This is a genomic window from Microbacterium sp. 10L49 (genome assembly GCF_056395125.1).
In genome coordinates this window covers 583405-602114 of record NZ_JBFTIW010000002.1, presented here as the reverse complement: position 1 = coordinate 602114, position 18710 = coordinate 583405, and the positions used below count along the sequence as shown (strand labels likewise).

General features: G+C 71.4%; 13 protein-coding genes. 6 read left to right on the top strand and 7 right to left on the bottom strand.

The window, feature by feature from the left end; all coding sequences use genetic code 11:
- Positions 1-7 precede the first annotated feature (7 nt).
- Positions 8-1831, bottom strand: coding sequence for an ABC transporter ATP-binding protein (locus AC1DCT_RS07305; protein ID WP_477428295.1), 1824 nt, complete (start codon positions 1829-1831; stop codon positions 8-10).
- Between the two features lie 133 nt (positions 1832-1964).
- On the opposite strand from AC1DCT_RS07305, the gene AC1DCT_RS07300 reads away from it, so the two are divergent.
- Positions 1965-2522 carry a hypothetical protein gene (locus AC1DCT_RS07300; RefSeq protein WP_477428293.1) on the top strand — a complete coding sequence of 186 codons (558 nt, stop codon included), beginning with the start codon at positions 1965-1967 and terminating at the stop codon, positions 2520-2522.
- An 86-nt stretch (positions 2523-2608) separates the two neighbouring features.
- On the top strand, positions 2609-3691 hold the full coding sequence (locus AC1DCT_RS07295; RefSeq protein WP_477428291.1) for a MauE/DoxX family redox-associated membrane protein: 1083 nt from the start codon (positions 2609-2611) through the stop codon (positions 3689-3691).
- Positions 3692-3725: 34 nt separating this feature from the next.
- Here AC1DCT_RS07295 and AC1DCT_RS07290 read toward each other — a convergent pair whose 3' ends face one another.
- The 4 genes from AC1DCT_RS07290 to AC1DCT_RS07275 form a co-directional block, all read right to left on the bottom strand.
- Entirely contained in the window at positions 3726-4988 is a 1263-nt protein-coding gene (locus AC1DCT_RS07290) for a glycosyltransferase family 39 protein (protein WP_477428289.1), read from the bottom strand.
- On the bottom strand, positions 4985-6211 hold the full coding sequence (locus tag AC1DCT_RS07285; RefSeq protein ID WP_477428287.1) for a glycosyltransferase: 1227 nt from the start codon (positions 6209-6211) through the stop codon (positions 4985-4987). Before AC1DCT_RS07285 ends, AC1DCT_RS07290 begins: the two co-directional genes overlap by 4 nt.
- Positions 6208-8613: a glycosyltransferase gene (locus AC1DCT_RS07280; RefSeq protein WP_477428285.1), complete on the bottom strand. Its 2406-nt coding sequence runs from the start codon at positions 8611-8613 to the stop codon at positions 6208-6210. Before AC1DCT_RS07280 ends, AC1DCT_RS07285 begins: the two co-directional genes overlap by 4 nt.
- A gap of 72 nt (positions 8614-8685) precedes the next feature.
- The gene (locus AC1DCT_RS07275) at positions 8686-10794 is read right to left on the bottom strand and encodes a glycosyltransferase (protein WP_477428284.1); all 2109 of its coding nucleotides are present in this window, start codon (positions 10792-10794) and stop codon (positions 8686-8688) included.
- Between the two features lie 176 nt (positions 10795-10970).
- On the opposite strand from AC1DCT_RS07275, the gene AC1DCT_RS07270 reads away from it, so the two are divergent.
- On the top strand, positions 10971-12092 hold the full coding sequence (locus AC1DCT_RS07270) for a glycosyltransferase family 4 protein (RefSeq protein ID WP_477428282.1): 1122 nt from the start codon (positions 10971-10973) through the stop codon (positions 12090-12092).
- Between the two features lie 280 nt (positions 12093-12372).
- Here AC1DCT_RS07270 and AC1DCT_RS07265 read toward each other — a convergent pair whose 3' ends face one another.
- Both AC1DCT_RS07265 and AC1DCT_RS07260 read right to left on the bottom strand, forming a co-directional pair.
- A complete protein-coding gene (locus AC1DCT_RS07265) occupies positions 12373-14178 on the bottom strand; it encodes a sigma-70 family RNA polymerase sigma factor (protein WP_477428280.1) in 1806 nt (601 codons plus the stop codon).
- A 195-nt stretch (positions 14179-14373) separates the two neighbouring features.
- Positions 14374-15417 carry a Cys-Gln thioester bond-forming surface protein gene (locus AC1DCT_RS07260; RefSeq protein ID WP_477428278.1) on the bottom strand — a complete coding sequence of 348 codons (1044 nt, stop codon included), beginning with the start codon at positions 15415-15417 and terminating at the stop codon, positions 14374-14376.
- A gap of 236 nt (positions 15418-15653) precedes the next feature.
- Between AC1DCT_RS07260 and AC1DCT_RS07255 the strand changes: the two genes are divergently transcribed.
- The 3 genes from AC1DCT_RS07255 to AC1DCT_RS07245 all read left to right on the top strand — a co-directional run bounded on the left by AC1DCT_RS07255 (position 15654) and on the right by AC1DCT_RS07245 (position 18507).
- Complete coding sequence (locus AC1DCT_RS07255) at positions 15654-16607, top strand: nucleotidyltransferase family protein (protein WP_477229623.1); 954 nt, start codon at positions 15654-15656, stop codon at positions 16605-16607.
- The gene (locus tag AC1DCT_RS07250; RefSeq protein ID WP_477229622.1) at positions 16604-16930 is read left to right on the top strand and encodes a hypothetical protein; all 327 of its coding nucleotides are present in this window, start codon (positions 16604-16606) and stop codon (positions 16928-16930) included. The genes AC1DCT_RS07255 and AC1DCT_RS07250 overlap by 4 nt, the downstream gene beginning before the upstream one ends.
- 77 nt (positions 16931-17007) lie before the next feature.
- Positions 17008-18507, top strand: a complete 1500-nt coding sequence (locus AC1DCT_RS07245; RefSeq protein ID WP_477428276.1) for a helix-turn-helix transcriptional regulator — start codon at positions 17008-17010, stop codon at positions 18505-18507.
- Positions 18508-18710 lie beyond the last annotated feature (203 nt).

The following is an 18710-nucleotide window of genomic DNA, read 5'->3' as shown; positions in this document are numbered from 1 at the left end:
AGTCGAGTCACTCCAGCCGGCCGAGCTGCACGAGGCGTGCGAACTCGGGATCCTGCTCCCGCACCTCGTCGAACGTGCCCTGTGCGGCGATGCCGCCGTCGCGCAGGTGCACCAGGTGATCGACGCTCCGGACCGTCGAGAGCCGGTGCGCGACGATGACGATGGTCATGGTGCCCTGCAAGGACTGCAGCGTCTGCGCGATCTCGTGCTCGGTGGCATTGTCGAGCGCGCTGGTCGCCTCGTCGAGCACGAGCACCCGCGGGCGCAGGTACAGGGCGCGCGCCAGGCCGACGCGCTGGCGCTGACCTCCGGAGAGGCGGGTGCCGCGCTCTCCGACGATGGTGTCGATGCCGTCCGGCAGATCCGTCACGAGGTCACTGAGCTGCGCCTGAGCGAGAGCGGTGAGCACGCGATCCCGGTCGATGTCGGCGGCTTCCACGCCGAAGGCGACGTTGCGCGCGATCGTCCCGCTGAGCAGGTACACGTCCTGAGGCACGACGCCGATCTCCGAGTACCACGTGGCCAGGTCGTCGGAGATGGAACGACCGCCGCAGCGCACGACGCCGGACGTGGGCGAGAACAGCCCGAGGATCAGGTCGACCACGGTGGTCTTGCCGGCACCGCTGCCGCCGGTGAACGCGACCGTGCGGTTCTCCCCGATGGTGAGCGAGAGCCCGTTCAGCACCGTCGCATCCGAGTCCGGGTACCGGAATGTGACGTCGTCGAGCACGATGTCGCCGCGATACGGCTCATCGCTGCGCGGCTGTTCGTCGTACAGCTCGGTCGGATCCAGCTCGGCCAGCGCATCGACCATGATGTTCAGTCCCACGCCGCCGACCCGGCTCGTCGCGAGGTTCGCCGAGACTCTGGTCAGGGTCGGCAGGGCGCGCAGCGCGGCCGTCGCGAACAGTCCCAGCACCGGGATCACCTGAGCGGCGGATCCGACCGCGAACATGAGGACCGAGATGCCCACGATCGCGATGATGAACGCGATCTCGAGGATGTGGCGCGGCACGTCGCTCATGAAGCTCAGCTCGCGACCGGCGCGGGCGCTGCGCAGCCGGGACTCGCGGAAGTCTCGGACGAAGGCCGAGCCCCGCGAGCTCAGCCGGGTCTCGCGGAAGCCCTCGAGTCCGGGCATGAGCGCCTGCCAGGCCTCCAGGCCCGACTGCGCGATCGTCTCGCCGATGCGCAGCTGGCGCCGGCGCAGGGCGAACTGCACCCCGCCGACGATGCCGCCGAACAGCACGATGGTGAACAGCGTGGCACCGGGTGCGGCGAGGGCGAGCACGGCCATGATCGCGACCAGCACGAGCACGTCCGAGCACATCGTGACCACGGCCATGAGCACGCTCGCCGCCTGATTGGTCGCGTCGTTGATGTTGCGGTAGACGACGCTGAGCGTGCGTGCGCGATGGGCCGCATACGGCGCCTGCACGTAGCGCTTCATGAGCTCGGTCGCGGCGAGCGCGGTGATCCGCGTCGTGCGGCCCAGCAGCCACCATCGGAACAGCAGCGACCCTGCGGTCTTGATCAGGAACACGAGCGCGATGAAGCCGCCCAGGAGCGGGATCAGCACGGACAGCGCCGAGCTTCCCGCCGTCGCGGCGACCCACTCCAGGACGGAGCCCTGAGGTTTCCCGGTGGTGATCAGGCTCATGAGGGGCAGCATCGCGGCGACGCCCGCCATGTCGAGCAGTGCGAGCACGACCGAGGCGGCCACCGTGGTCAGGATCCACTGGCGCGGACGGGCGCCCGTGACGCGGAGCAGGGTGCCGAGTTGCGGCAGCAGCGCCCGCGGCGTGGTCGTGCGGGCTGCATCCCGTGCCATTGCGCGTGTCCTCCCGCGAAATCATCGCAAATCCCGTATCGGAATATTGGGTCATACGCTAACATCGGTCTTGTCCGCGTTATGCCGTCATCTGGGGTCGCATAACGTCTTGCATTCGACTGGGGAAACGCATATGTCTGAGAACGACGAGTCGGCCGGCATCAGCCGCCGCACTGTGACCAAAGCCATGGCCTGGGTCGTGCCCGCCGTGGCTGTCGCCGCGACCGTGCCGATCGTGGCCGCGAGCGCCTGTAACGACTTCAATCCGGAGAATCCGTGTCCGATCACGCTGTCGGGCACGGGCTGCAAGCTCCCGGGCAACTCCAATTCCATCTACAAGGGTTATGCGTTCCGGCTTGTGATCGCGAACCCGACCGGTGCGACGATCACCGTCAACGTGACCTCCGCGACGCTGGACGGCAACAGCTTGGGCGGCATCCGCGTGGTGAACCTCAGCAACGGCTCGAGCCAGGGCAACCCGTTCACGGTGCCGCCGCACACGACGTACACCGCCGCCCTGCTGACGCAGAACGCGCCGAACAGCTCGAACGGCGCGCTGAGCATCACCTACACGGTCAACGGCGGCGCGCCCATGGTGGCGAACGCGACCATCCCGTCGGCTCCGCCGATCAACGGCAACTCGTGCTCGACCTTCAACTCCACCGAGAAGGGCTACATCACGGCGCAGTGATGCCCGGTGAATCTCTGACGAAGGCCCTGCTTCGGCGGGGTCTTCCTCGTATCCCGGACTGGCCGCCCGCTGGATAGCATCGCACCATGCCCGTTCCGTTCGCCGTCACGCTGCCGCTGCTGCTCGCCGGGGTGCTCCTGGCCAGCGCCGTGGCGAAGCTGCGCACGCCCGGCGACCTGCGCGAATGGGAAACGCTCGGCGTGCCCCCGGCGTTGCGGCGCACCGCGCTGCTGCGGCTGCACCCGTGGGCGGAAGGTGCTCTCGGCATCGCCGTGGCCGCGCTCGGCGGATGGGTCGGCGCCGTCGCCGGCATCGTCGCCGTGGTGCTGATGCTCGGCTACACCGCGCTGGTCGCGCGCGCGGCCTCTGGCGGGGGAGCATCCTGCACCTGCTTCGGCGCTCCGGCCCCGGTGACCGGCGCGACCGTGGTGCGCAACGCCTGGCTGACCGCGCTCGCCGCCGGCGCCACGGTCGGCGCCGCGAGCACGCCGCTCCTGGGCGGCGCGCTGGCCGCAGGGATCGCGCACCTGCCCTGGCTGCTCGCGGCGGCGATCACCGTGGTCACGACTGCGCTCGTGCTGTGGCGGGCGCCCGAACGCCGGGTGCCTGCGGCGGCGCCCGGGGTGCCGGTGGTGCGTGGTTCCGCGGCGGCTTCGCACGATGGCTCGCCGGACGAGCCGGACGCACTGGAGGGATCCGCGAGCGGTGACGAGGTCGAGTACGTGCGGCGCCGCACGCCGGCGGTGCCCGTGACGTTCGCGGACGGCACCGAGGTGAATCTGCGTGCGCTCGCGACGAAGAAGCCGCTCCTGCTGCTCGCGCTGTCGTCGATGTGCGGACCGTGCGAGATGATCCGGGATCGGCGGGCGCACTACCGCGCTCTGCTGCCCGAGGTCGACGTGCGACTGCTGCTGGTGGAACCGACATCGAGCCGCTGGGCCGAGCTCGAGGAGCCGCAGTCGCTGCACGACCTCGGCGACTACGTCGCGGGCTCGATCGAGGAATGGGCGACGCCGTCGGCCGTGCTGCTCGGCGCCGACGGCCTGCTCGCGGGCGGACCGGTCACCGGCGACCTCGCCGTCGAGGCCTTCGTCGGCGACGTGTACGAAGCCCTGCACGGGCAGCGGCCGCCGACGGACCCGTTCGCGGGTTCCGCGGCAGCCGGGTGAGGGCGGCCGGCACCAGTCCTGGATCGCGTGCGGGTCAGAGCCGCAGCATCACACGGTCACCGACAGCGGCGACCTGCACGCCCGTCCACGCGCACAGCACCAGCAGCATCAGCACGAGCACCGCGCACAGGGCCCACCCCGTGCGGCGTCCGCGGAACCACATCGTCGCGGATCCGAACGCCAGTGCGGCCAGGGGCAGCATGCCGTACGCGGTGCGGAACGCGACGTGCCAGCCCAGCCCGACCTGCAGCAGCCAGGCGGCGACGCTCGCGACACCGGTGACCAGGAGCAGCGCGAGGGGCACCGGTCGCACGCGGTCGCGGGCGACGGTGAGCAGAGCGACCGCGCCGACCAGGAGCACCGCTCCCGCCAGTACGGCGAGCGCATCGACCCACCCGGGGGCCGTGAACACGTTGCGGAGGTACTCGTTCGGCAGGCTCAGGTAGGTGAGCACCTCGCGGGCGAGCGCGAACGGCGAGGTCGTGCCGGACTGGAAGTGGTAGCCGGCGGCGTCCACGCCGGCCTGACCGGTGAGATCGCCGTAGAGCGCGAGATTGCGCAGCACCCACCAGGCGCAGCCCGCCACGACGACGATCGACGCCACCAGGGCTTCGCGCCAGCGGCGGCGCGCGAGCAGCATGAGGAGCAGTCCGATCACCAGCGGGGCGATGCTGATCTTCACCATGATCGCCACCGCGCAGAGCGCACCGATCATCAGCCCCCGCAGCCAGGGCCTCGCGCCGGGACCGCCGAGTGCGACGAGGACGGCCGCGAACCCGGCCACGAGCGACCAGGTGTCGTTCTGCACCGAGGCCGACATCACGATCAGCATCGGGTTCAGCGCCACGAACGCCGTACCGCTCACGACGGCCGCGGCCTGCCCGGGAATCGTACGGAGCAGGATCCGGGCGACCAGCCAGGCGAGCAGGATCGCGCCCAGCACGCCGAGCAGCCGCACGCCGAGGAAGCCGGTCTCGCCGGATCCGAGCAGGCGGATGATCCCGGCCGCGGCGAGATAGAAGAGCGGCGCCTGCTGCCCCTCGTAGGTCACGCCCGGTTCGCCGAGTACGGGGAGGGTTCCGTGCTCCGCGACGGAGACGGCGTTCGCCCAGTGCGCGGGCTCGTCGTAGGGCAGGCCCGCGGGCACGGCGAACGCGGCGATCGTGCCGAGGGCCGCGGTCGCGACGCACAGGGCGGCGGTGAGGGCGACGGCTTGCGCGTCGGCGCTCCCCGCGAGCCTTTGCGGTGCGACCCGCCGTTCGTCCCGAGCGGCGGGGACCTGGCGCGAGGCGCTCATGACCCCGAGGCCGCGGTCAGCACGGCCTGCATCTCGGCGACCCGCAGCGACCAGTCGGCGGAGAGGGCCGGATCCGGATCAGGCTGTGTCGCAGGCGATTCGTCGGCCGTCCGCGGCAGCCCTTCGGCCTCGGCCAGTGTCTGCCGCACGGCCTCGGGGAAGTCCTCGGCATCCGCGATCCGGATCAGCGGGTCGTCCGCATCCCGGAATCCCGCCACCGGCGTGGACACGACCGGACGCCCCACGGCCTGGTACTCGTAGAGCTTGAGCGGATCCAGGCTCTCGGTGAACGCGGTCACGACGTGCGGGACCAGCAGCGCATCGGCGTTCTGCAGATAGCCGATCACCGCCTCGCGCGGGCGGGCGCCGAGCACCACCACGCCGGCGTCGCGGAGCCGGGCGGTGTCGGCCTCGTCGAGCGCATTCGGGCCCACGAGTACGACCGTGCCGGCGGTGCCTTGGTCGCCGGCGCTCACAGTGGTCTTGCCCGCGACGCTCGTACTGACGTTGCCCTGGTCTCCGGCTCGGTCGCCGGCGCTCAGCGCGACAGCGGTCTGCACGCACAGTGCCACGTCGAGGCGGTCGCGGTGCAGGGTGCCAAGGTAGAGCGCGACGGGTCCGGACGGTAGGTCCGCCGGGCGCGGCTGCGGGGCACGGTAGGCGTCGACGTCGACCCCGTTGCGCACCAGGGAGATGTCGGGGCGCTGGGGGCTCTTGCGCCGCACCAGCTCGGGGGAGCAGGCCACCACAGCGGCGGCGTGGGCGAGCAGCCACGCCTCGCCCTCGCCGATACGGCGCATCTCGGCGGCGGGCCGGTCGGCGGCCATCCAGTCGTCGGTGAGGTCATAGAGCGCCCGCCACCCGGTGCGCCGCGCGAGCCCGGCCAAGCGCGGGTCGTTGACCCACAACAGCGGATCCATCATGTCCAGCCGCGCCGCGGCGCCGACGATCGCGCGCTCGATCCGCGCGTCCGCGCCCGGGTCGATCCGGCGCGGCAGCCACTTCACCGGGCGGACCGCGTGCAGCCGCTCGGCGATCGGACGCACGCCCTGCCCGAACTGCGGTCGGGCGCCTCGCCGCAGGGCATGCAGCGGGTCGTCCGGAGGCTCGACGAAGAGCACGCGGAGGTCTGGATCCTGCTGCAGCAGGCCCGAGACCAGGTGCTGATTGCGTCGCCACACCTCGTCCCAGCGCTCCAGGGAGAGCACGACCAGATCGCTCATCGCCGGGTCTCGCCCTCGCGCGCCCCGCGCGTGCCGGCGTGCCGGGCGATCGCCTCGCGATACACGGCATCCGTTCCGGCGGCCTGCGCGTCCAGCGAGAACTCGGCGCGCTGGCGCTGCTGCGCGGCAGTCGCAAGCCGTTCCCGTGCCTCCGGATCCGCGGCGAGCAGGCGCAGGCGCGTTCCCGCTGTCGCGGTGTCGCCCGGCGGGAAGAGCGCGTGCGGCTCCAGCCCCTCGAGCAGATCGAGGTGCCCGCCTGCCCCGGCGGCGACCACGGGGAGCCCCGTCTGCATCGCCTCCAGGACGGTCAGCCCGAGGCCCTCGCGCGGACAGGGCGCGAGCAAGAGCCCCGCCTGCGCCATCAGTGCGGCGACATCGGACCGGTATCCGAGGAAACGTGCGTTGCCGGTGAGGCCGAGCCGGGCGACCTGGACTTCGAGGTCCTCGCGGCGGGCGCCCTCGCCGGCGATCCACAGCTGCCAGCCCTCGGCGGCCAGGCCGGATGCCGCGAACGCATCGATCGCCACGTCGGTCGCCTTCTCCGCCTCGAGGCGCTGCGCGACGAGCACGACCCGCTCCCGCGACGGCGGCGATGCGTCGGGCTCCGACGGGCGCAGCCCCGAGTGCACGACCGTGGAGGCGACGCCGATCTCGGCGGCCACGGCCCGGCTGATCGCGATCTCCGCATCGACGACGCGTGCGGCGACCGTGTTCATGTGCACCGTGGCATGGCGCCGCCGCGGCTGTGCGAAATGCCGGGTCGCCACGACCGCGGGCCGGCGGCGGCGCCCGAACGCGAGCGCGGCGGCGGCCTCGGCCGCGGTCATGTGCACGTTCACCACGTCGGCGTCGGCGCGCACAGCCCGCAGCGCGCGGCGCACGCCGAGGTTGCCGCGAGCGGGGATGAACCCGACACCGGTGCCGGCGAGCGCGGCCGACATGCGTGCAGGGTCGCCGCCGATCACGCGCACCCGTGCGCCGGCGGCGCACTGGGCGCCGGCGAGCCGCACGATGAAGCGCTCCACGCCGGCGAAGCCATCCGAGCTGACCGCGTGCACGATGTCGAGAGGCTCGAGGCGGGCGGTGCCGTCGTCGGCGGGATCCGGATCCGTGACCTCCTGACCGCGAGACTGCATCTCCGTACCGAGACTGCGTGAATTTTCTGCAGTCTCGGTACGGAGATGCAGTCTTGCGGGCGTGGGGGCGGGTTCGGGTGTGGGTGCGGGTGCGGGAGTAGGGGCGGGTGTAGGGCCCGGCGACGACGGTCCTGCCGCGTCCGGGAATCCCCCCACGTCCGGGCGCACGGACGCCAGCAGCGCGAGGTAGCGGGCTGCGATCCGGTCCCAGCCGAGGTGCTCGACGCTGCGACGGCATGCGTCCCGCCAGGCGGCGACATCGGTGGCCGCGACCTGCTCGAGCCGGGTGGCGATGTCCCTCGGATCCGGATCCACGAGGTAACCGTTCACGCCGTCCTCGACCAGATCGACGGCACACCCTTGTCGTGTCGCGATCACGGGCAGGCCTGAGGCCAGGGCCTCGGAGATCACCATCCCGTAGGGCTCGTAGAGGGTGGGGAAGACGAACATGTCCGCCGCCGCGAACACCGCGGACAGGTCGGTCTTCACTCCGGCGAAGTGCACGCGGTCGACGACTCCCGCCCGCTCCGCCCGGCGCAGCATCAGGGGGATCGTCTCGGAGTCGCCGCCGATCACCAGCAGCATCACGGTCGGCGCGTGCACGAGGGCGTCGATGGCGAGCGGCACTCCCTTCCAGCGCAGCTCGTGCCCGACGAACAGGGCGACCCGATGTTCGTCGTCGAGGCCGAGGGCGGCCCGCGCGGACTCCCGTTCGGCCGTCGTGGGAGGGTGGAACCGTTCGAGATCCACGCCGTTGGGGATCACCTGCACCGGAGGAGCCACCACGCCGTAGCAGCGCTCCAGCTCGGCGACCTCGGCCGAGGTGAGTGCGACGATCGCGCGGTGCGTGCGACCGCGATAGCGGATCCGGTCCACGACGTGGGCGAACGGGACCATCGGATTGCGCAGCACCCGCCACAGCCCTCGCCCGCGGGCGCGGACCGCCGCGATCGTGATCACGTGGTTCACGAACACGTCGCCGGCCAGCACCATCCCGTGGCAGAGCGCGACCGCATCCGGCCGTTCGGCGAGATACCGTCGAGCGCGGGCGCTGCCGCGCACGACGAGGCGGAACTGGGCGCTGACCATCGACAGTCGGCGGCGCCAGGCAGCGCGCTGGGTGCGCGGCGGCACCCTCACCAGCTGCGGCGTGGTGAGGGATTCCACGGTGTGCCCGGCGGCACGGAACGCGCGTTCGAGCTCCCACGCGACACCCGAGATGCCGGCGCCGGGTGCGACGCTCGGTGCGATCTGCACGATCCTCATCACGGTCTGATCCCCTACGCAGCCCATCGGCGCGTGGACCCGGCGCGCCGCTGACTCAGCGTAGCGCGCGGGTCACGCCGGCAGGGCGCGAGAATCGGCCTCCGCCTCGGCGCGCACCGGCCCGCGGCGGTACAGCGCGGCACGTCGCGCGGCGGCCCGTCCGCGTTCGCCCGGCAGCGCGATGCCGCGGACGGTGGCGCCGACCAGCTGCGCGGTGCGGGCGAGCGCCCAGCCCCCCGCGCCGAAGTGCTTGCGGTAATACCGTTCCTGGCTGGCGTGGAAATGCCGTTCGCGGCGGCTCGGATCCGTGCTGGTCCCGGCGCCTGCGTGCGTCGCGACCGCCTCGGGCACCACGGCGTGCCGCCAGCCGAGCAGATGCGCGCGGTATGCCCAATCGGTCTCCTCGGCATACAGGAAGAAGCGTTCATCGAAGCCGCCGACGTGGTCCAGCGCCTCCGCGCGCAGCAGCAGCACGGATCCGATCACGAAGTGCGGCCCGCGGATGAGGCGGCCGAGCCCCACTGCTTCCAGCCACGCGCGGCCGGGAGAGGGGAACACCCACTCGGCCTGAGCGGCGACGCCCTGTTCGTCGTGCTGGGCCGGCCCCACACTCGCGAGCGCCGGATCGGCGGCGAGGCCGCGCTGCAGCGCGCGGATGCCCTCCGGGGCGATCACCGCGTCGGGGTTCAGCAGCAGCACGTCGGCCTCTGGAAGCAAGCGGTCTTCGAGCGCGCGATTCACCCCGGCGCCGAAGCCGAGGTTGGCTCCCGGATCCAGGTATCGCACACCGAACTCGGTGCACAGCGCGGCGATCTCCGGCATCGAGGAGTTGTCGACCACGGTGACGACCAGATGCCGCACCGGCTCCAGCGCGCGCCGCAGCATGTCGGGTGCGCCGTACGCCACGACCACGATCTCGGGGTCGTCGAGTTCTCCCGGCTCCCCGGCCTCGGTGGCCCCGCGAGGCGTGCCGAACTCAGTCGATTCGCCCTGGTGCGCCGGGTTTGCGGGGGTTCGGCCTTCGGATCGACTGAGTCCGGAACGCCGGGGCGCGAGCACCGTGTCGTACATCCGCTGGTACTGCTCCGCGACGGCGGGCCAGGAGCACTCGGCGGCGCGCACCAGGCCCGCCGCGACGAGCTCGTCGCGGCGGGGGCCGGCCGCCTCCCGCACGGCGGCGGCGAGGGCGTGCGCGTCGCCGCGGGGTACGACGATGCCGGCGCCGCCGACGACGTCGGGAAGCGCGCCCGCATCGCTCGACACCACGGGCACGCCCGCGGCCATCGCCTCCACCGCGACGCGGCCGAACTGCTCGGTCCAGCGGGGCGTGGGCAGCGAGGGCACGGCGAGCACGTCGATCGACGCGTAGAACCCGGCGACCGCATCGGGATCCACCCCGCCGAGGAACACGACCCGGTCCGCGACTCCGCGTCGCGCCGCCTCCTCGTGGATCGTGGCGGCCAGAGGGCCGGTGCCCGCGATCCGGGCGTACAGCGAGGGGGCTTCGACGAGGGCGTCGAGCAGCAGCGGCACGCCCTTCTCCGGCACGAGCCGGCCGAGCAGCCCGACGACGACGTGATCGCCGGATCCGTCGGCCGGATCCATCCCGGCGGGGGTCACCGGATCCACCCCGACCGGGGGCACCGGATCCACACCGAGGGGGGTCACCGGATCCACGCCGAGGGGGATCACCCGCGCGCGCCCCGGGAAGCCCTTGAGCTCGGCGATCGCGGCGGCCGCGGCGTTGCAGGCGGAGATCCCTCCGGCGTGGCGCAGGGACAGGCGCTCGAACCATCCGAACGGGAAGGGGTACCGCTTGTGCAGGTTCTGCGCGGTGTACAGCGTGTAGGGGGCGCGCTGACGGCGCAGCGCCCGCAGCAGGAGCGTCTCCGCGGTGCTGAGCGCGAACGGCTCCTCATGGATGTCGACGAGATCCCAGCGCTCGCCCAGAGCACGCCAGAGCGGTCGCGGGTCGTAGACGAAGAGAGCCGGATGCGTGCCCCACGTCCCCACGCCGACGACATCCTCGTCCGGGGCGGCATCGAGTGCGACGGGCACGCCGCCGGCGTCGCTGCGGTTCGCGGTCAGCAGGCGCACATCGAGTCCGCGCTCTCGCAGTGCCCTTTCACGCCCCCGCCACGCGCGCACGGTCGCGCTGTGCGAGATCCGCAGCACCCGCATGGCACCCCCTGTATCGTGGTCAGCTAACGATAGCCCGCGAGCGTCGCCGCCAGCGGGGTCGCCCTGGCTGCGTCGCTGCGCACGGGATCCGCCTTCAGGAGGGGAGTGATCCGCTGTCCGTTCCCGAGGGTCCGATCACATCCGCACCGCGGGTCGCCCACCTGGCGCACACGACGGTGGCGGGGGGCGCCGAGCTGGGGCTCGCGCGCATGCTGCGTGCGGATCCGCCCTGGTCGGCAAGCGTGCTGCTCCCGCCGGATCCGGCAGAGGACGGAGCCTTCGCTGGCCTCCCGGTATCCATCCCGATCCATCGGATCGGCGTCGCGCAGCCGTACGGCGCCAGCGGTGCGTCCCCGACCAGCGCGTTCGCGGTGGGGGCGCGGCTCCTGGCGCAGGCGGTGGCGACGCGGAGGCATCGGTCCTTCCGTGACGCGGATCTCGTGGTCGCGAACAGCACCCGTGCCGCCGCATACGGAGCGCTCGCCGTGACCGGTTCGCGCAAGCCGTTCCTCGTCTACCTGCACGACATCATGGACCGGGAGACCCTCGGCGGCTTCGGGCTGCGGATGATGACTACGGTGGTGCTCCCGCGGGCGGATGGCGTCATCGCGAACTCGCAGGCGACACTGGCCAGCGCCGAACCTCATCTTCGTCGGGGCGCAGTCCGCGAGGTGATGGCGGGAGCGTCCGGCCTGACCGGCCGCCGGCGCGGCGCGCGGGATCCGGGACCGCTGCGCGTGGGCATGCTCGCGCGCATCGACCCGTGGAAGGGCCAGCTGCTGCTGCTGGACGCCTTCGCGCGCGCGTTCGGTGACGGCGACGAGATCCTCGAATTCGCCGGGGGCGCGCCGTTCGGGCACGCGGACTACGCCGATGCGGTGCGCGATCGTGCCGCGGCGCTGGGGCTCTCCGACCGGGTGCGCCTGCTCGGTCACGTCGACGACGTCGCGTCGCTGCTGCGCCGGTGGGACGTGGGCGTGCAGGCGTCGATGCGTGCGGAGCCGCTCGGCTTCAACGTGCTCGAGTATCTCGATTCGGGTCTGGCCACGGTGGTCGCGGCGGAGGGCGGACCCGTCGAGTGGGTGCGCGACGGCGTCAACGGGCTCGCGGTCGCCCCGCGTGACGCCGAGGCGCTCGCCGCGGCGCTGCGCCGACTCGGCGCCGATGACGCGCTGCGTGCGCGCCTGAGCGAGGCCGCGCAGAAGACGCCGGGGCTCGCCACCGACCATGCGGTCGCCGAGTCGCATGCGGGGGCGTACCGCCGGGTGATCGCGCACCGTCTCGGCCACCGCGGCTGAGGTCGGCGCGGGTCGCAGGATCCGCCTCGGCAGCCGCGCCAGGGCCATGACGCACGGGGCGGAGGACCGGGCGCACCACCCCGTCGCTCGGGTGCGTCGGCACGAGGGCGGTGCGGTCCGGGCCACGGGCCCAATGAGCGCGCAGGTCCCCAGTCCTGACTCTCCTCCGTAGCCGGACCACACCGGTTCGGGATGCTGAAGACGGGGAGGGCCTCAGCATCCTCACTGACAAAGGAGTCGTGGCAGAGCGGGAAGTGACGCGGTCATCGCTGCCGTGGGCTCAGGGGACCACGAACTGGAAGGTCATGTCCTCCGGCGCGGGACCCATCGGGTCGTACGCGGCGGTCGGGTCGTAGACGTCCAGGTTGTGCTCCCAGAGCGGGCCCCAGTAGCCGTCGTCATCGATGTAGCGCATGGTGAACCAATACCAGCCGTACGAGTTCACGAGCATCCGCCGCTGGGCATAGCCGTTGGCGTCGAGCGCGACGAAGCCGGTGTTGCCCTCCATCGTGGTGACGTAGATGATTCCATCGGCGGGGCCATGGAACTCCACGAGGAGTCCGGTCGTCTTGGCGTCGGCCGCGGTGATGTCTTCGAATCCGGTGACGTCTTCGAACCCGTGCACCTCGATGGGCAGCACCGTGAATGCGCCCTCGACTGCCGGCGAAGATGCCGCGTCGGTGTAGGCCCATACCTCGTAGGTGTAGTCGCCGGCGTTGAGCTCGATTCCTCGGGCGTCGAAGGTCCAGGATCCATCGGGCGCGACCGCGGGAGTGTAGCGCTCTGTGCCGAGCTGTACGGCGACGTTGCTGCCCGGGGTCGCGTTCCCGGTGATCGCCGGGGCGAGGTAGCCCGTGGTGCTCGTCGGGCCGGTGACGCCGGGGGAGAGCGCAGGGGTGCTGGGCTCCGTGCGTGTCGGCGTGGGGCCGGGGGTGGGAGTCGGGCCAGTAGGAGAACCGGGGCCCGAAGCGGGGGCGGGGTCGGGGACGCCGTTCGCGGGGGCGGGCCGAGGCTGATACTCCAGCGTGTAGCGGTCGGTGATGCCCTGATCGGCCGGATCGACCTGCCCGGGGACCGCGATCGGCTCGGCGGGCCCGGGAGGCCCCGACGAGTCACTGGCCTCGACGGGAACGGACGCCGCCGGTGTCGGGGGCGGCGTCTGCACCTGGGGCACGTCCGGCGCCGCTTCAGCGGGGCCGACCGTGAAGAATGAGGTGATCACGAGACTGCCCGCGGTGACGGCGGCCACTCCTCCGCCGATGAGCCACGTGGCGACTCCCGCGCCTGCAGCGATGGCGATCGCCGTTGCGGTCGTGGCCGACGACAAGGTGGCCGTGGCGGTGCCGATGCCCGCGGTGCCCAGCAGTACGGCCAGCGTGCTGCCGCCCATCCGAGCCGCAGCCCCGCGCGTCTCGTGCAACAGCGTCCGGCAGGGCGTGCAGTCGGCGATGTGCAGATTCACCTCGGTCGAGACCGCGACGTTGGCGGGCTCGGTCAGATACTGCGGGAAGAGGCGCGCGGCGTGGGCCTGATCGTCACGGAGGGCGGGCGGCACCTGCAGGGTGAGCCATTGGTACTTCAGCCCGGTCCGTGCCCGGCGCTGCAGAGCCGACACCGCGTTGGGCTTGATCTTCAGCTCACGCGCGATCTCAGGGCGCCCTGCCTCGGCCACCTCGGCGAGCCATAGCACGCGCTGCCAGCGTTCCGGCAAGGCCTGCAGAGCCGCGAGGACGTCGCCGGCGTCGCTGTCGGACTCGGCGATTGTCAGGGCATCGCGATCGTCGACCGCATCGATCTCTTCCGCAAGCATGAGCTGGTCCGCATCTTTGGACCAGCGGATCGCCGTGTTGCGCAGCACGGTCTTCAGATAAGACCGGAAGGCGAACTGCGGCCCCGCGTCGGTCGTGGTCACCTGCTGGTAGATCGCGAGGAACGACTCCGAAACCAGGTCATCGGCGCGTGAAGGCGCGAGGCGGTGCGCATAGCGCCGTGCGGCGGGGGAGTGGCGTTGCCAGAGCGCGGCGTAGGCGCGCTTGTCCCCGGAGCGGAGTGCGCGCAGCAACTCGGCATCAGTGCGTGCGTCCACGCGCCCCTCCTAAAGGAACCTGCCTCGACCGGCGCCGGTCCCGAGGCACTGGTGGCGGATCTGCGCGTCGAGTGAGCGCATGATCTGGCCAGGCTATCGAATCGATCCGGGTGGGCACCCGGAGCACGAGAGAACCGCTGGTCCGGGGAGCTCTGCTGCTCCCAGGACCAGCGGCGGGTCCGATTCGCGCGTCGATCAGGCCGGCACCACCAGGATCTGGCACTGCGCGTGGTCGCCACCGGTCGGTATGCCGCAGACCGTCCTCGCTTCCGACGTGATCAGTCCCGTGATGCCGCTCTGCGTGCCGCGCTGGCCGGCGTTGATCTGGCCGATCAGATACCAGTACGCCGCCGCGCTGTTGGGCGTCTGGAAGTTCCAGTTCGCGTCGAAGGTCAGGTCGGTGTAGCGCCAGATCGCGTACTGGGCGGCCTCGATCGCGTCGTTCGCGCTGAGAGGGGCTGTGAACGGTCGCGGCGGGTTGGCCGCGGCCGCATCCGCCGCGACAGCAGCGGAGAACGCGCTGAGCGTGATCCCCGGGTAGCTGTTCTGGATGATCCAGAGCACTTTGCTGTAGATGTCGGCGCTGCCCGCGAGGTAGTTGCTGCCCAGGTAGGTGCCGAGGTCGCCCGCGGTCGCCGCCATGTCCGACTTCGCCGTGACGTTGTGCTCGACGCAGTACGAGTAGTAGTCCGGGGTGCCGGGGTTGTTCAGATCGGCGGGTGTGCTGGTGAAGACCGCGTGAATGCCCGTGCCGCCGTAGCCCTGGAGACGCCCCATCCACAAGCCGGAGACCATGACCTGGATGCTCGATGTCGCCCCGTTCGGAGAGACCTGGCCGAACACCGTGTAGGTGCCGGGCGTCGAGCTGGTCACGATGTGGTTCGTCAGATCCACGACGCCGTTCGCGTCCGACACGAACGTCTTCGGCGCGGTGCTGTTGTCATCCCAGTGGAACGATGACTGCCCGGTCGGCGCGGCAGGAGGGAGGGTGACGAGGATCGCCTGATTGGCGACGGGTGCGCCGTTGTTCGTGATCGTGAAGCTGATGTTGCCCACCGGCGTGCAGACGCCCGTCGGAACCGGTTGGCTGCCCGGATTGATCACGACGCCGTTCGATGCGGCGTAGGCGGGCACCGCGACCGCCGCGGCGACGACGGGCAGCGACCATGCTGCCCCCTTGACGATCGTGCGCCGCGACAGGCCCTTCGCTGGACCCTTCTCGTTGCCGAGCTCTTCCATGGTGCTACTCCCCAGATCTCGCGGTGGCTGGTCGCCACCGTCCCCATCAAGGAAGGAGTACGCGTGCGCGAGAAGGTGACGCGTGAGTCGGGAGATTTTCTCCACAGGCCGGATCCGCCGACATGGGGTGGGGTCCGGCGCAGCCCGGAATGACAGCTGATCCGCGCACCGCGGACTCGATGCGCACGTGCGTCGGGCACCTTGGGCGGGTGGGACGGGTGCCGTAGGCTGGCGCCGTGTCAGCGGAGATCGTCGAGCGGATCCCGCCGGGTGTGCGCTTGGAGATGTCGCGCGCCGGTGTGCAGGTGATCGCCGATCGCGTAGGGGCGCGCCTCCTGCACATCAAGGGCAGCATGACCGACCCCGTGCTGCTCGGCCCGCGCTTTGAGGGCACCGATGTCGACGTGCTGGTCGACCCGGCCGGCATCCCGGCACTGCACCGCGCCCTGCTCGCCCAGGGCTGGCAGGTGTACAGCACTTTCCGGAACAATTCGTCGTTCGAGCACGCGCAGACCTACTTCCACCCCGACTGGGGGCATCTCGATCTGCATCGGCGCTTTCCCGGCATCGGGATCACCGATGACCGTGCGTTCGAGGTGCTCTGGGCCGATCGTGCTGAGGTGAGGGCTGCCGGGCTGCCCTGCGCGGTGCCGGCGCTCACGGCGCAGGCCGTGCTGCTGACGCTGAACGCCGCACGCGCCGCGGGAATGGGAGACACGGCGGCGCGAGTCTGGGATGCGCTCGACGAGCCCGCGCGCCGCGACTGCCTCGCGCTGGTCGAACGGCTGGACGCCGCCGTGGCCTTCGCCGCCGCGCACGGCGACCTGGAACGCTATGCCCACCGGCGCGAGTACCTGTTGTGGAAGGTGGCTTCGCAGGGTGGGACGCGCACGGAGGACTGGCTCGGCAGGGTGCGCGCAGGCCGCACCCTGCGGGACAGGATCGGGCTGGTGCTGCGGGCGCCGCTCGTGAACACCGAACGTCTCACGCACAAGCTGGGCCGCACGCCGCGGCCGGCGGAGGTCGTGCGCGAGTTCCTGATGCGCAGCGCACAGGGCGCAGGCGAGGTGACCCGCGCGGCCGGGAACCGATTCCGCCGGGAATCGGCATCGACGGCGAGAGACGCCACGCCCGACTCCGCCGCGCGTTCGCCGACGGATCTTGGGCGGCAGAACCGGGGCGAGGCGTGATCCGCTATCGACCGGCGGCCGACGTCGGCGTGATCGTCCATGACGATGCCGTGTACGTGGCTCGGCTTCCGCAGGGACCGATCGTCGTGCTGGCGGGCACCGCAGCTGTGGTCTGGCGCGCGGCGTGCGGCGAGGGGGAGGGCACGGTCGCCGAACGCGCCGCGGGAAGCGTTGACCGCGACAGTTCTGCGATCGCCGAAGCCGTGGACGGGTTCGTCGCCGATCTCGTCGCCCGTGGTCTGCTCGTTCGAGCGCAGGAGGCCCCCGCCACCGCACCATCTGAGCGGGATCCCCGGCACGAACCCCAAGAATTCACGTCCTAGCGCGCCATTACTGCACACCATCCGGTTTTCGGATCGTATGCTCGTCACACGGGGGTCAGTAACGGGGATGGTGCCGGATGACGGATATCGCGCAGAGGATTCGCGATGCCGAAGCGGCGGGCGATCACGCGACGGTCGTCCATCTGCTCGCCACCCATCCCGTCGAGGCATGGTTCACTCTGCCGGTCGATGAGCTCACCGCGATCATCGTGGGGCTGCCCGCCGACGCCGTCCGTGCGAGCGCGGAAGTGGCGCTTGTCGCCCGAATGCTCGCCCCGGAGGGTTCCGAGGCGCTCACCGAGGACCGGGCGCTGTCGCGTTCGCCGTATCTGCCCTCGCACCTTCGGCGCTGGCTGGTCGTGACGGATGCGTGGCACGCGCGGCTGAAAGGGGACGCTGCCCGTGCTTACGACGTGCTGATCCGGTTGCCGGAGATCGAAGCCGCGATCCCCTCGGTGCTGGATCCGACGAACGGCATCCGCAGCCTGTTCCTCACCCAGGCGGCCGTCACCGCGCTGCTGCTCGGGCGGTTCGGCGAGGCGCTCGCCCTGTACGGCCGCACGCTGCGCGTGCCGACGCCCTCGGCGCTGCGGTTCTATCTCCGCGAGGCGCACCTGCGTTCGGCGCTCATCCACGTCCTGTACGGAGACCCGGCGGCGGCGCGCGCGCACCTGGCCGAGGCGCGCAGCACGCCGCGTACGGAGAGCTGGATGGAACTGCAGCTCGACCCCGAGCAGGCGCTGGTCGAGGCGCTCGTCTCCGACGACGATCCGGACGAAGCCTTCACCCGGATCCTGCAGTTGACGTACGGATCCATGGGGGAGTTGTGGCCGCTGTATCTTCTCGGCTTGCAGCGCCTGGGAGTGCTCGCTGAGCGGCGTCTCGATGTCAGGGAGCGCCTCGAAGCGCTCGTCTCCGCAGGCATGGGGGCGAACGGCACAGCCCTCAACTCCTCCATCCCGCAGGTGCTGCTCGCGTTCGAGTGGCTGCTCAGCGGCAACGTGCCTCGGGCCAAGGAGCAGATGAAAACCGTTCAGGACCGCAGCTGGCCCGCGGTGATCATCGGATGCATGATCCGCATCGCCTGCGGGGCGTCGAAGTCGGCGATCCGCGAGCTCAACGCCGCCAGACCGCTGACCGAGGGGCTGAAGCAGGCTGAGCGGCAGCGCAGGCTGGTCCTGGGCCTCGCACACCATCTCCGCGGCGATTCGGCGGCCTCGATGGCCGCCGTGGATCAGCTCGGGGAGCTCAACCGTCCGTCGAGTCCGCATGAGATCGCCGTGACGCGCATCCTCACCCCGAGTCTGCTGGAACTGGTCGCCCAGCGGATCCCGGAGCTGCGACCAGAGGTCACGCGACCCGGCGACCGGGGCGTCCTCGACACTCCGTCGCTCACGGCGAGCGAGCTCGCGGTGCTGGTGCGCCTCGCCCAGGGCGAGACCAGGGACCAGATCGCGAAGGCGCTCTTCCGCTCGCCGAATACAGTGAAAAGTCACCAGACCTCGCTGTATCGCAAGCTCGGCGTCTCTGCCGCAGGGGATGCCGTGCGCCTCGCCACCGAGGCCGGATACCTCTGAGCCGGCGGAATCGCGGCTCTCGCTTCGGGTGACGCGAAGGGTGAATTCTTCTGGATCAGGGCAAGCTCTCAGACTTCGTGCGTTGAATAAGTTGTCGGCGACGACCCGAAAGTCGTCGGCATCGAATTCATCGTGCGCGTTCCGGTTCCCGGCGCGCCGCGGTGAATCCCCTGGGGAGGGGATGTGTTGAGGGGAAGTCTGGG